This window comes from Acholeplasma laidlawii PG-8A, assembly GCF_000018785.1.
GTDB classification, from domain to species: domain Bacteria; phylum Bacillota_I; class Bacilli_A; order Acholeplasmatales; family Acholeplasmataceae; genus Acholeplasma; species Acholeplasma laidlawii.
The window spans coordinates 310,000-324,215 of sequence record NC_010163.1 but is presented as its reverse complement, the minus strand read 5'-3'; the positions used below and the strand labels follow the sequence as shown (position 1 = coordinate 324,215).

The following is a 14,216-nucleotide window of genomic DNA, read 5'->3' as shown; positions in this document are numbered from 1 at the left end:
ATACTCAAAACAATAATCATAGTTAGAGTATAACTTCCTTTCTTTCTGTAGTTTAAAATCATATTGGAAATATTTTATGTACTTAATTGTGAATGATATCGCTCAGTATAAACAAGGATTCCTTCATAGCAACGAAAAGCGGTTTTATCTACCTCTTGCCGGCTTATAAAATCTATTAGATTTCCATTTGAGATCTTTTAATATAATAGCTGTCTATTTAATTTATATTTCATTCGAACGAACCATCTAAAAATGTGGTTAAATGAACAATCTTTATACCATCAATTACACCAACATCCTTATAATCATAGGTTACGATGATTCTTTCATAATTATCTTTCACTACAAGTAAGTTATCTGTTTGTCTAGTACTATTTGTAGGCATACTTAAGGTAACTTGAACATACTTAGTAGCATTATCTTTTTGCCTTTTGTAAAGTAAAAATATTATTTTTGTGTTTTTTTGCCTTTGTATGGGTTTTAAATAAATTATTACTGGTGTGGCATTAATAACAAAAAATTTTCTTCATACACATATATTTAATGAATAGTTCGTTTTATCAGACCAATTCAATCCTGTTTTGGAGTCTCTAAATTAGAAGTGTATTATATAAGGTAATCTTTAAGTTTAACTGGTAACAAAATTTTAAATAATGAAAGAAACGTACAACAAGTTATATTTATTGGTAGATATTGTAATCAAACCTTTAATTGATGAAACAATATACTTATTCCTTTATAAATGTATCAATTGATGCTTACTCTATGTGCCTAAATTTTTTACATAAAATCAGGTGTTCTATTTTAATACTTCATCTAAAACTCTATGAAAGTTTTTATAGGATATCTTTTCAATATCCTCTTTAGAATAGCCTAATTTGATGAGTTCATTCAGTAAATTTTTAGCATCTTTAATTGTTTGAAGCCCTTCTACATGTGTACTTGTAACATCTTCATATAAGTAGTAACATACATCAAGTCCAATGCCTACATGATCAATACCTATAAGTTTTACAATGTAGTCAATATGTTTCGCTAAATAGGAAACATTTTGATTTGTCTTTTCTCCCGATATGAAATTAGGTACAGCACATACACCAATGACTCCATTTTTATCTTTAATCATTTGAAGTTGTTCATCTGTGTAGTTTCTTTTATGATTACAAAGCGCTTTTGCATTACCGTGTGTTACAACAAGTGGTTTAGTTGCTAAATCAAAAACATCTTTAAATGTTTTTTCATTGGCATGGCTAAGATCAATTAACATACCTAGTTCCATCATTTTTTTAATAGCTTCTTTTCCTTTAGGTGTAATCCCTGTTTCTACACTGGATAAACCTGTTGCATAATCATTGACTTCATTCCATGTTAGTGATGCATGACGAACCCCTTTTTCATAGAGTAGTTCTATGTCTTCTGGTTTATCTAAATATTTGATACCCTCTACACCTAAAAATACACCAAGTTTATTTAAACTAACTGCTTCTTTTACATCTTTTGTGTTATAGCATATTTTAAAAAGGTTCGATTTTCCCTTGATGTAGTTTATAGCTACATCAAAGCAGTTATAAAAATCTGTTCTAGTGCCTTTATCTGGATCAGTCCAATTTACAAAAATACTGTGTGTGATACCACTATTTTTATAATGATTTAAATGTCTTGTTGTAAATGGGTCTTTATTACCTATTTTTAGTTGTTCATAGATATCTGTTAAAATATCTGCATGTGCATCAAATAACATGGTGATTACCTACTTTTTATTTATATTACTTATTATTATAACATGGTTTTCATAAGGCATTATATGTGAATTTTAAGCATAAAGACCAGTCATCAACTGGTCTTTATAGGTTTATATTTTATTAAAACTATACATGATATAGTGATCATATACACGATCATGTTTAAGCACATTTAAATCTTTTTGGCTCTTTTGACATTCAATTGCTACACCTGTATAAAGTTCATCTTTTTTAGCATTGACTAAATCAGTGTTATTGACTTTTTTTTGAGTATAAACAACAAGTGCTGGATAGTTTGTATATACTTGCATTTGGATATCCTTGGTTCTTAGGGTTGCAGTATATCTATCTTTAGGTAGTAAGTAAATATCGTCTAAGGCATTATGTTCGTTAATGATTAAAGGTTTAAAGGTTCTAAAATCTCTATGTGTACCTTCTACATCATTTTCATAAGCAAAGATCTTATGTTCATTTTGGGAAAGGTATGTTGAAGATTCAATTTTTAATTCATGATTTCTTATATGATTTGACTGTTCTAAATTAAAATATGGGTGGAAAGTTAAGTTAAGTAAAGTGTCTTTATCAGATTTAGCTTGATGCCAAACAACCAAACTACCTTGGAATATTCTATAAGTTATTAAAACATTTAAGTTACCCAGGTAACCATCTGACATGTCTTTGACATTTAATTCAAATTCTATGGAATCACTTGTGTGTTTTCTAACCTTAAAAGTCTTTGTACCAAATCTATTTGGACCACCATGCATATAGCTTGGTTCACCTTTAAAGTCTACATACTTTATTGTATCTTCAGTAGGATATAACCTACCTGCTGTACGACCAACAGTACGTCCATAATTAAGTGTATTTTCAATAAATAAATCTTTTGTTTTAGGTGTTGCAAGTAATGGTTTTAGCGTACCATTGTCTTTTAGATATATTTGATAGATGCTTGCAGCATAATCAATTGCTTCTACTTTTAAATAATCATTTTCTAATACATATGTCTTATACATTTTGTTAACTCCTTATATGATGTGTTGTGTTTTTAAAAAATCATAGAGCGCATCATGATCTACATGAGGTGCTACATATTGAAAACTTCCTTGTGCATCTTTAATCCCACGTGAAATTTTCATGATGATACCGACATCAGCTAATCGTATCATATCTAGATCATTATGTCCATCGCCTACAGCAATCACTTGATAATCCGGATATTTCTTCATCAGTTCTTTAAGTGCTGATGCTTTAGATATCCCTTTAGGTACAATATCAAAACCACCATCATGCCAATGATATATTTCTAAATCTTGGTGTTGCCTAATTTCTTTTTCAAGCATCTTTTCATCTTTATGAAAGACCCACATTTGATATACATGTTGTTCTAGATAAAATGTGGGTTGTGCTTTTGGTTTTTTGTCGACAAAATTATCAAATGCTTTTTCTACTTCTTTATCTATAAAAGTGACGACCTCATCCTTCATGCCAACTAAGCCTACTGCAATATTTCTTTGATTAGCTGCATTTATGATATCTTCAACAACTTCTTTTTTAATATGATTTTCATTTAAGATGAGATTATCTTCTAAGGTAATGGCACCATTGACTAAGATTTTATATTTAAAAAATGAGTCCATATCTTCTAGGACATCTAATTTTGCTAATCCTCTACCGGTTGCAAGTGCAAGCACATAATCCGGATTTGCAGATATTTCTTGAATCAGCTTTTTAGTATTTGGTAAGATTTTTCTTAAATTGGTTGATCGTAGTGTATTATCTAAATCAAATACAAATAATTTCTTCATAAGTACCTCAATCTTTACACTAACTATTTTATCATGAAACAAAAGTTTTATAATTTTGAAATTATAGTGTATAATGTAATTAACATAATTTTACGTTACGAGGTTAAATAGATGTCAAAAAACACGTTGTTGAAAACCGGCGAAATCGGAGTTTTTGCGCTAGGTGGATTAGGTGAAGTAGGTAAAAATACCTATGTATATGAAATAAATAATCAAATTTTTGTAGTGGACGCAGGGATCCTTTTTCCCGATGATGATCTACTAGGTATTGATTATGTGATTCCAGATTATACTTATTTAAAAGAAAATGAGGACCGTATTGTAGGTTTATTCATAACGCATGGTCATGAGGATCATATTGGTGGTATACCTTATTTATTACGTCAAGTAAAGATTCCAAGAATCTATGCTTCTGGTATTGCTGTTGATTTAATTGAATATAAATTAGGTGAACATAAAGATTTACGTGCACCTAAAATTGAAGAATATAAATCCTACTATACCTATAACTTTAAAGATGTGGTTGTATCCTTTATTAGATTAAACCACTCTATTCCAGATATGTTTGGTATTGTGTTTAGAACGCCTGAGGGACCATTATTTCATACAGGTGATTTTAAAATCGACTACACACCAGTAGGACCACATGCAGAATATGAAAAATTAGCAAATTTAGGCCAAGAAGGTACACTTCTTTTAGTATCAGACTCTACAAATGCTGAACAAGACGGTTTAATTCAATCTGAATCTAAAGTAGGACGTTCTATTAATGAACTCTTTACTAGAATCCCTGGTAGAATTATTATCGCAACCTTCGCATCTAACCTTTATAGAATTCAACAAATCATTGAAGCTGCCGAATTAACCGGTCGTAAAATCGCGGTATTTGGCCGTTCCATGGAAAGAACCATTGAAGCCGGACAACAATCTGGTTATATTAAACCTAAAAAGGGTACAATTGTTGGACCTGAGGAATTAAAAAAATATACCTTAGAGGAAACATGTATATTAGTTACAGGTTCTCAAGGTGAACCTTTAGCAGCTTTATCAAGAATTGCTAATGGCTCACACAGACAAATTAAAACTGTTAAAGGTGATACTGTAATTTTTTCTTCTTCTCCAATTCCTGGTAATCAAGATCCAATTAATAAAACCATTAACCTCTTGTTCAGAAATGATGTAAACGTCATTACCCATGGACCTATTACAGATACACATACATCAGGTCATGGTAGTGGACCAGACTTAAAACTTATGTTAACACTCGTAAAACCTAAACACTTTATACCAATGCACGGTGAACATCGAATGCTCAAACGTCATAAACAATTAGCAGTTGAGTGTGGTGTTGATCCAAATAATATATTAATTATGGATAATGGTGATGTTGCAGCACTTAATAAAGAAAGCATTCGTTATGCAGGTAAAGTCCAAGCCGGAGATATTTATATTGATGGTACAGGTATTGGTAATATCGGTTCTAATGTCTTAAGAGAACGAAAGATATTATCTGAAGAAGGTTTATTCTCAGTAATCCTATCTATTGACTTAGAAACTAAAACATTAATCAATGAGCCAACTGTAATCTCACGTGGTTTCATTTATATGAAGGGTAATGAAGAATTAACTTCAAGTTTAGCTAGCATGGTTAAACATATTACTTTAAGAGAATTACCAAAGAAGAGTTATAATGAACTCAACTTAAAACAAATGATCATTGATCAATTAAGTGACAAAATATATGATATCACTTTAAGAAAACCAATGATTTTACCAATTATTATGAATATATAGTTCAAAAAAGATGACTACCGTCATCTTTTTTTTCGCTTATTTTTACTTAAACCCTTCTTTAATGAGTGTTTTGTTAAACATCATTATTGATGATAGAACTACCATGCCTAATCCACTAAGTAATATAATTAAAGATATATCTACAACATCTGATAGGGGTCCAAATAATAACATACCCAGTGGTAAACTTACCGTATTAATTAAACCAAACACAGAAAATATTCTCCCAATATATTCAGGGTCTACTTTTTCTTGTATAAGTGTAGTCATAATTGGGCTACTTATCGATATAAAAAATCCTACAAAAGACCACATAGATACATAAACCCAAAAGTTAAATGGTAACCCCAATCCCATTGTCCCTATACCAATCATCATGTAACTTAAAAAGAAAGTAACCATTCTATTTTTAAACCCACCCCAAAGCGCAATCACGATTGAACCTAACAACATACCTACACCAAATAATGTTTCTAGTATAGATAAACGCCATGCCTCAGGGCCAAATACTCTAGCAACTTGAAGGTATGTTAAAAAAGAAGGTGCGGCAACAAGTATCATATACACAAAAGCAAACATTAATATACTAAAAATAAGTTTATGTTGTCTAGCGTATTTAATCCCATTTTTAATATCTTCCATATATTTGATTTCATTCATATGTTGTTTATTAACATTTTTAGGTATATGAATCACGGTAAGTAACATGACCACTGCAATTAACGCTGTAACAACATCTATAAATAAGATGAATTCAATCTCAAATAAAGAAAGTAGTAACCCTGCTAATAAAGGCATAATAATTAAAGATGCCGACTGTATACCTTGAGATATCCCTTGTACTTTGAGTAGTTTATCTTTAGGTACAATTGATGGATACACTGCTAAAACTGCTGGTTGATGAATGGCTTGGCCAAATGCTCTGATGACTGCAACTATAAAAACAATCCATAAATCTCTGATGCCTATAATAAATACAATAGCTATGATAAGTGTTACAAAAGCAATTAATAAATCTGCATAGATCATCAATTTCTTTCTATCTAACCTATCAGCCCAAACACCAGCAAACGGCATCATTATAATACCTGGAATGAATGAACAAAGCACATAGATAGTCATCATTAAACCAGATGATGTGCTTAAAGTAATATGCCACATAATCGCATACATTACAAGCATAGAACCTAATAGTGATATTGTTTGACTCACCATAAATAAAACAATCATCTTTTTCCAGTTTTGCATAATTTTTATCTACTTTCACTTAATATAGTTACATTATAAAAAAATATGATTAAATTTTATTACAATTTACACCATAAAAAAAGAGTTAATATTTGAACTCTATTTTCTTAATTACTTGTTTGCATTAGAATCATAAATGCATCAAATACATCTTTTGTAATAATTGCGTCTAATCTAGCATCATGGTCTTGGACGAGTTCTTCTTCTGGCTTATAGTATTTTTTATAAGCTTGGAATAGTCCAATATCATTTGGTAAGTTAAAGTAATCTTTATGTAGTTTTAAAAGGTCAATAAACTGCTTGTCACTTGTTAGTGGTTTTACCTTGTGAAGATCATAACTAATATTTAGGGCTTGCACATCATTTTTACCCCATGTTACAATTTGTGGCTTATATGTTTTAATTAAGTTTTCTAAATCCATATAGAATAAATCATAATCCAGTGCTTTACCATAATATTTATTTTCATCTAGATCAAGAAACTTAATGGTTCTTTTATTAATCGCGTCTTCTTGGACAGCTCTTACAAAATAACCATTATCTTTAATAACGTTACCTGCCTTATCCGCTAATACATAACCAACTTGAATAATTTCAGGGATATGTGGTCCTTTTTTATATCCTGGCATCGACATTTCTAGATCTAAAAATAAAAAGTATTGGTATTTTTTTAATACACGCTTCATATCTAGTCTTAATTGTTTTAAATCATACAATACACGGTTTGGTTTTAATTGCATAATCAAGTTAAAATGCGATACTGGATAAACACTTACCTTATGATTATCCACTAACTTGATGACGGGACTAGTCACTTCAAAATCTACTAATATACCTTTTTTTAAAATGGTTAAAAATACTTTAGCTAATCGATTGGGTAAATAAAAGGTTTCCTTTTTATTATTTACAACCGCGTAAAATAATTTTTGTTTTGTATCTGTACTGTGTATAAAAGTTCTCATGAAATACCTTCCTTAATGCTTTTGATTACCTTATCAGGTAATCCAATACTTCTTAAATCTTCCGTCGATGCATTTTTAATGTCATCAATAGATTTAAAACTTGCGAGTAATTTTTTCTTACGTGTTGGACCAAGTCCAGGTATGTTATCTAAAACCGATGTATAGTCTTTCCTATTTTTAGTCTTTTGATGGAAAGTGATTGTAAATCTATGGACTTCTTCTGAGAGTTGTCCTAAAAATTGATAGAGTGGTGATTTTTTATCCAAAATAGTGACCTCATTTTGGATAACATAGCCCTCTAGCATGTGATACTTATCTTTTTTCAAACCTAAAATAGGTATATCTAAATTAAATAATTGAATCACTTCATAAGCGGCAGAAACCTGTCCTTTACCACCATCCACACAAATTAAATCTGGTAGTTTTTGTTTTTCAACTAAAAGTCTTTGATATCTGCGGTAAAGTACTTCCTTCATGGCTTGGTAGTCATCATTGGTTGTAGTTTTTAAGTGAAACTTACGATACATCTTGCGTTCAAAATGATAATCTTTCCAAACTATCATACCAGAAATAGGTGCAGTTCCAAATAGGTGAGCATTATCAAACACTTCAATATATGATATTTTTTTATCAAATATTTGTTCTAACGCTTCTATTTGTTCACCTAATTTTTCTTCTTTTGCTCGGTATAGTTTATAGTAATGCGTTAAATCTTCTAATGCATTCTTATGTGCTAAATCAACCAGTTTTTTCTTATCTCCTATTTTAGGTACAACAACTTTATTTTTAAAGTACATTTGTAGTTCTTTAAAAGGGATTTGTTGATCAAACACCAATTCATCAGGTAATAAAAACTTATCATAATAGTTTTTAATATAAGTTAAAAACGTTTCATAAGGATCAGTCATATAAGATATCACATTTTTATGTGTATCTAATATACGTCCTTGACGCATCATCAATATTTGGATAGCCATATCATCTTCGTTATATGCAAAACTTATAAAGTCTCTATCTTTATAATCATTTAGCGTCATGATCTGTTTTTCAGTTGTATCTTTTACAGCTAAAATCATATCACGGTATTCTACTGCGCGTTCAAACTCTAAATCTTCTGATGCTTGTTTCATGCGTTCTTCAAGTTCATTTAAAACTTCTTTAGTGTCACCCTTTAAAAACCTAGTAATACGTTCAATATTTGGTTTATAGTCTACCTTTTCATGTGCACAAGGACCTAAACATAAACCCATATGATAATATAAACACGGTTTACTATCTACTGGATTACAGCGTCTTAATGGATATAGGCGTTGTAGTAGTTTTAGTGTTTCTCTTGCTGATTTTGAGTTCGGATAAGGTCCAAATAAAGTTTTAGTCTTATCAACTTCAATATATCTTGATACGACAAGCATTGGATCTTTTTCGTTTGTGATTTCAAGATACGGGTAACTTTTATCATCAATTAAGCGAATATTATAAAGTGGTGCATATTTTTTGATTAAATTGTATTCTAAAATAAGAGATTCTTGTTCAGAGTTTGTGACGATATAGTTAAAATCACTAATCTCTGAAATTAGTTTCTCTGTTTTAGCATTGTGTGCGCCTCTAAAGTATGAACTTACTCTATTTTTTAAATTTTTAGCTTTACCAACATAAATGACTTCTCCTGATTGATCAAGCATCATGTAACAGCCTGGTTCAGTTGGTAATATTGATAGTTTTTCTTTCAAAAAATCACCTTGTTTATATTATACTAAAATTGTGTACACTTATTGATAAATCATGAACATTCTATAATCTTTTAACATATTTTAATAAAAAAACTGTTATGTTCATTAGTCAATGAACGTAACAGTTACTTTACCATTTGCAATTTCTTCTAACGCTTTGCCTACACTTGTGACTGATTTGGAATCTTTAACATCCAAATTTTCTCTTTCAATGATATGAGCAACTTTACTCGCTGCATATACTAATTTATACTTAGAATCAATCTTTTCTAATAGTACGTCAATTGTTGGGTAGTTTAAACCATGTTTTCTTTTTTTCATGTTATTCCTCCATTAACTGTTGATATTTTTGAATAGTTCTTTGAGTACGTGCATGTTCTGCACGAATGATCGCCATAATACGATCTGCAGCATTATTTACATCATCATTTACTACGATATAATCATATTTATATGCTAATTTAAATTCACTTTCAGCTTTTTGAAATCTCTTATTTACAATTTCAGGTGTATCCGTTCCACGTCTGCTTAAACGCTCATATAAGGCTTTTTTGCTTGGTGGCACTAAAAATATAAAGACAGCATCTTTCATACGTTCACGTACTTGAAGTGCACCATCCACTTCAATTTCTAATACAACTTCTTTACCTTTATCAAGCATTTCTTCAACTTTGTCTTTTGGTGTGCCATAATAGCTACCCACAAACTCTGCATACTCTAAAAATCTGTCTTGGCGAATCATTTCTTCGAAGGCTGCACGATTTACAAAATAATAGTCTTTGCCATCAACTTCGCCGACTCTAGGTGCTCTTGTTGTAACTGATACAGAATATTCTAGGTTATGGTTCTTCATGTCAAAAAGCGCTTTACGCACTGTACCTTTTCCAACTCCAGATGGTCCGGATATGACGATGAGTAATCCACGATCATTTAGTTTCATGTGACTCTCCTAACTCTTCGTTTAATTTATTATATACGAAAGTTTGGTTTATGTAAATAGTTTCAGACATTTTCATGATATAGTATTATTGAGGTAAGAAATTATGGCTTTAGATGGTATTTACACACATTATTTAATCAAAGAACTGAATCAATCTGTAGAAAATACACGTGTAGAATCCGTTTGGTTAAACGGTTTAATGTTTGTTTTTAGTCTTTATGCTCAAAAACAAAGACATCATTTAGTGATTAACTTGAATGCAAGTTTTACAAGTACTTATTTAACTACACAACCACCTTCAAAAAAAGATACTTCTAATTTTTTGAATCAACTCAAGAAATACCTAGAAGGTGGCATATTAAAAAACATCACTCAATACCAGTCAGATAGAGTGATTGAATTTAACTTTACCGTGTATGATTTTATATATGGTCCAGTTGAGCGTAAACTGATTTTTGAAGCGATGGGTAGACACGCAAATTTATATTTAATTGAACAAGGAAAAATTATTGATCTATATAAGAAAATGTTTGTTCTAGAGGGTAGACATTTAATTCCAAATGCAACTTTTGGCTACTTCTTAAGTGATAAACTAGATGCTAAAGATTATGTCTTTGATCCTTTAGCTACACCTAAAGATATTACAAACAAATATTTAGGTATATCACTACGTTTAGCTAATTATTTACAATTAACAGGTAAACATCCTTTTGAAATTGAAGTTAAACCTACTTTATCTATCGATGATAATAAATCATACTTTTTTAATTTGTTTGGATCAAATACTAAATCATTTAATACATTAAGTGAAGCATTAGATTCTAGAGTGATGCTACAAAAGGATGAAAAATCTGTTTATAGAAGTTTTATCTCAAATCAATTGAAAAAATTAGAAAAGAAACATATACAATTAACCAAACAACTTGACCAAGCACATCAAATGCTTGAAGATAAAGCAAAAGGTGATTTGATTTATGCTAGTGGTCATAACTTAAGAGACAAACTACCATTTATTGGGGATATTGTCTTAGATGATCAAATTAGTCTAACTTCAAATGCACAAAAATTTTATAACAACTACCAAAAAGGTAAACGTGCCATTGATTATCTAGAACCAGAATTGCATAAAGTATTAAGTGAGATAGAAATATTTGAAAATTATCTTGTAGAACTAGAACTTACAGATAATGAATCGTTATCTGATTTCAAAGAGATTCTAGACCCATATGGGTTTATGAAACAAAAAAATAAAAAGAATAAACCTACAAGACATAAAGTAAAAGTTTTAACCTTAAAAGTTGATGATACTACTTACTTTATTGGTAAAAACGCACATCAAAATGCACACTTAGTGAATCAAATAGGACTTGCAAATGACTATTGGTTTCACGTAAAAGATGCTCCAGGATCTCATATACTTGTAAGAACGCCTGATCTTACTGAAAAAGTGCTGAGAACATCTGCAATGCTAGCAGCCTACTTCTCATCTCAAAAGGCTTCTAGTTCGATACCAGTAAACTACACACTATTTAGATTTGTAAGTAAAATTGGTGGTAAACCTGCATCTTTTGTAAAGATTAAAAATGAAAAAACAATCTATATTGATATTGATCAAACAATTGTCGACAATCTTTTACAGAATGCTTAAAAGTTGATAAATCACACTATATAGAGTAAGATATATTTGTAAAATAAATTAGGAGGCGTTACATTTTATGGCATTTACATTAGACAAATTACCATATGCATACGATGCACTAGAACCATTTATCGATGCAAAAACTATGGAGATTCACCACGGAAAGCATCATCAAGCTTATATTACAAACTTGAATGCTGCATTAGAAAAACATCCAGAATTACATGTTCACACAATGGATGATTTAATTGTATTACTTGCAGATTTAAACAAAGTACCTGTTGATATTCAAGGTGCAGTTAGAAACAATGGTGGTGGACATTACAACCACGCATTCTTCTGGCCATTATTAAAGAAAAATGATGGTAAAAAACCTGCAGGTAAACTTATGGATGCAATCACTCAATCATTCGGTTCATTTGAAGCATTCCAAGAAGCATTCTCAAATGCTGCTAAAACTAGATTCGGTTCTGGTTGGGCTTGGTTGATCAAAAAAGGTGATAAGTTAGTAGTTACTTCTACACCAAACCAAGATACACCACTTGCTGAAGGTACTCCATTATTAGGATTAGATGTATGGGAACATGCATATTACCTAAATTACCAAAACAGACGTCCTGACTACGTTGCAGCATTCTTCAATGTTGTGAACTGGGAAGCTGTTGAAGCATTGTTCAATAAGGCTTAAAAATCAAAAAGATATCACTTTACAACATGTGATATCTTTTTTTATTGTTTATATAAAATAATTTTTATTAAAATGTTAGCGCTTTCCTTTACAAATGCATATACTTGTAATATAATACAGTTGAAGGCGTAGTCAGTATTTTTGAATCACAAGTTCTTAAAAACGTTATACCTTTAAGTATCAAATGTTTATTCGATTTATAAGTTTTATTCATTTCAAAGATTTATAATTTTTATGGATTTGATTTATGTTTAGTATTTCAAGTTTTAGGCTACGCCTTCCATATTTAAACTACTTACCCAAGAAATTTATTTTCTTGGTTTTTTTTTATTTAAAGACTTCCTTATATTTTTGAAAGTCCTTAAAATAACGTCTAAAGTCTTCTATATTATGCTTTCTGATGTTTGCATCAAAAAATTTAAAAACATGGTTAAAATGATCAACCTCTAAGAACTTGATTGTATCATTCAAATAATATATTTCTCTATATTCTGCTCTATATCTGGTCCAGTTATCCAGTGTCATTGATTTATTCACTTCAATGTCTTGACTACATAAATGCCATATACGAGAGTTTTTTATACCATATTTTAATCTTTCCATGTAAATCCTTTCACATGTTTACATTGTATCATAACTTGCATAATAATTTTACTTTATAACAAAAAGGGGTTAGCAGATGCTAACCCCTAATTGATTCACGTAATTTACTTATATACTTCAGGTGTAGCTTCTATGACTGCATAGTCGCCATCTTCTCTAGCATAAACGATTTGAGGATTATTGGTTTTTTCATCTAAGAAAATAAAGAAATCATGTCCACTTAATTCCATTTGTGCAATCGCATCTTCAACACTCATTGGTTTAATTGAAAACTTCTTTGATTTGACTAATTGACGTGCTTTAACTTCTTTGTCCATTGCTTCTAGACTAAATTCTGTAGAAAACACCTCTTGACCACGTTTTTCAAAATGATGTCTAATTTTAGATTTATGTCTTCTAATTTGTGCAGTTAATTTATCTACACTCTTGTCAATAGCTGCATACATATCAGGATCTCTAACTTCACTTCTTAAAATAATATATGGTGCAGGGATTGTAACTTCAACTTTAGAGTACTCTTTATAGACGCGTAATACTACACGCACTGTGTCTATCACTCTAACATCAAACATATTGACAATTTTGTCCAATTTCTTAACTACATACGCTTTAATAGCGTCAGTAGCAACGAATCCATTTTTACCTATGATCTCATATCTCATAACCTTTATCCTCCTTAAAGTTGTTTGTAAAAATAATGAGATGTCCTAATTCCATGTGATCGAATAATTCTATGATATTTAATGTAAGTGTTTCTATGTAGACCGCATCTACCGTCATATTTAAATTCAAGTATGCACGGTAGTATGGTCTAAAGTAATTAATATAATCATTTGGGTGCTTTGTATCAGTTATAAGTAATTCAAATATATGCAATAAGCCATTTTGAATTGGTATGACAAAGTACGGAAAGTAATTCATCTGTTGTTTAAAACAATGAATACATACACCAGGTAATTCAAATTTAAGTAAATTTCTAAAAGTTCTTTGAACCTTTATATCATTTCTACATATTTTACACTGCATGGACTAATTCCTCCATACTATAGTAGTTAAAATGAT

The 14,216-nt window shown here is 30.4% G+C and carries 15 protein-coding genes; 3 read left to right on the top strand and 12 right to left on the bottom strand.

Going from position 1 to position 14,216, the window contains the following annotated elements:
* Window positions 1–229: 229 nt before the first annotated feature.
* From ACL_RS07450 to ACL_RS01550, 4 genes are all read right to left on the bottom strand, one after another.
* The gene (locus ACL_RS07450) at window positions 230–385 is read right to left on the bottom strand and encodes a hypothetical protein (RefSeq protein ID WP_012242266.1); all 156 of its coding nucleotides are present in this window, start codon (window positions 383–385) and stop codon (window positions 230–232) included.
* Between the two features lie 414 nt (window positions 386–799).
* The gene (locus tag ACL_RS01560) at window positions 800–1,741 is read right to left on the bottom strand and encodes a dipeptidase (protein ID WP_012242265.1); all 942 of its coding nucleotides are present in this window, start codon (window positions 1,739–1,741) and stop codon (window positions 800–802) included.
* 111 nt (window positions 1,742–1,852) lie between these two features.
* Window positions 1,853–2,758: an aldose epimerase family protein gene (locus ACL_RS01555; RefSeq protein WP_012242264.1), complete on the bottom strand. Its 906-nt coding sequence runs from the start codon at window positions 2,756–2,758 to the stop codon at window positions 1,853–1,855.
* Between the two features lie 12 nt (window positions 2,759–2,770).
* On the bottom strand, window positions 2,771–3,550 hold the full coding sequence (locus ACL_RS01550) for an HAD-IIB family hydrolase (RefSeq protein ID WP_012242263.1): 780 nt from the start codon (window positions 3,548–3,550) through the stop codon (window positions 2,771–2,773).
* 111 nt (window positions 3,551–3,661) lie between these two features.
* On the opposite strand from ACL_RS01550, the gene ACL_RS01545 reads away from it, so the two are divergent.
* The gene (locus ACL_RS01545) at window positions 3,662–5,344 is read left to right on the top strand and encodes a ribonuclease J (protein WP_012242262.1); all 1,683 of its coding nucleotides are present in this window, start codon (window positions 3,662–3,664) and stop codon (window positions 5,342–5,344) included.
* A gap of 42 nt (window positions 5,345–5,386) precedes the next feature.
* Here ACL_RS01545 and ACL_RS01540 read toward each other — a convergent pair whose 3' ends face one another.
* From ACL_RS01540 to gmk, 5 genes are all read right to left on the bottom strand, one after another.
* Window positions 5,387–6,592, bottom strand: coding sequence for an MFS transporter (locus ACL_RS01540; RefSeq protein WP_012242261.1), 1,206 nt, complete (start codon window positions 6,590–6,592; stop codon window positions 5,387–5,389).
* A 107-nt stretch (window positions 6,593–6,699) separates the two neighbouring features.
* The gene (locus ACL_RS01535; protein ID WP_012242260.1) at window positions 6,700–7,554 is read right to left on the bottom strand and encodes a 3'-5' exonuclease; all 855 of its coding nucleotides are present in this window, start codon (window positions 7,552–7,554) and stop codon (window positions 6,700–6,702) included.
* Complete coding sequence (gene uvrC, locus ACL_RS01530; protein WP_012242259.1) at window positions 7,551–9,284, bottom strand: excinuclease ABC subunit UvrC; 1,734 nt, start codon at window positions 9,282–9,284, stop codon at window positions 7,551–7,553. Before uvrC ends, ACL_RS01535 begins: the two co-directional genes overlap by 4 nt.
* A gap of 105 nt (window positions 9,285–9,389) precedes the next feature.
* Window positions 9,390–9,605, bottom strand: a complete 216-nt coding sequence (gene rpoZ, locus ACL_RS01525; RefSeq protein ID WP_012242258.1) for a DNA-directed RNA polymerase subunit omega — start codon at window positions 9,603–9,605, stop codon at window positions 9,390–9,392.
* Between the two features lies 1 nt (window position 9,606).
* Entirely contained in the window at window positions 9,607–10,224 is a 618-nt protein-coding gene (gene gmk, locus ACL_RS01520; RefSeq protein ID WP_012242257.1) for a guanylate kinase, read from the bottom strand.
* A 103-nt stretch (window positions 10,225–10,327) separates the two neighbouring features.
* Between gmk and ACL_RS01515 the strand changes: the two genes are divergently transcribed.
* Window positions 10,328–11,872 carry an Rqc2 family fibronectin-binding protein gene (locus tag ACL_RS01515; protein ID WP_012242256.1) on the top strand — a complete coding sequence of 515 codons (1,545 nt, stop codon included), beginning with the start codon at window positions 10,328–10,330 and terminating at the stop codon, window positions 11,870–11,872.
* A gap of 67 nt (window positions 11,873–11,939) precedes the next feature.
* Window positions 11,940–12,551 carry a superoxide dismutase gene (locus ACL_RS01510; protein ID WP_012242255.1) on the top strand — a complete coding sequence of 204 codons (612 nt, stop codon included), beginning with the start codon at window positions 11,940–11,942 and terminating at the stop codon, window positions 12,549–12,551.
* Window positions 12,552–12,878: 327 nt separating this feature from the next.
* Here ACL_RS01510 and ACL_RS01505 read toward each other — a convergent pair whose 3' ends face one another.
* The 3 genes from ACL_RS01505 to ACL_RS01495 all read right to left on the bottom strand — a co-directional run bounded on the left by ACL_RS01505 (window position 12,879) and on the right by ACL_RS01495 (window position 14,180).
* The gene (locus ACL_RS01505) at window positions 12,879–13,154 is read right to left on the bottom strand and encodes a hypothetical protein (RefSeq protein WP_012242254.1); all 276 of its coding nucleotides are present in this window, start codon (window positions 13,152–13,154) and stop codon (window positions 12,879–12,881) included.
* Between the two features lie 104 nt (window positions 13,155–13,258).
* Complete coding sequence (gene hpf / locus ACL_RS01500; RefSeq protein WP_012242253.1) at window positions 13,259–13,816, bottom strand: ribosome hibernation-promoting factor, HPF/YfiA family; 558 nt, start codon at window positions 13,814–13,816, stop codon at window positions 13,259–13,261.
* A complete protein-coding gene (locus ACL_RS01495) occupies window positions 13,806–14,180 on the bottom strand; it encodes a hypothetical protein (protein ID WP_012242252.1) in 375 nt (124 codons plus the stop codon). Before ACL_RS01495 ends, hpf begins: the two co-directional genes overlap by 11 nt.
* Window positions 14,181–14,216 lie beyond the last annotated feature (36 nt).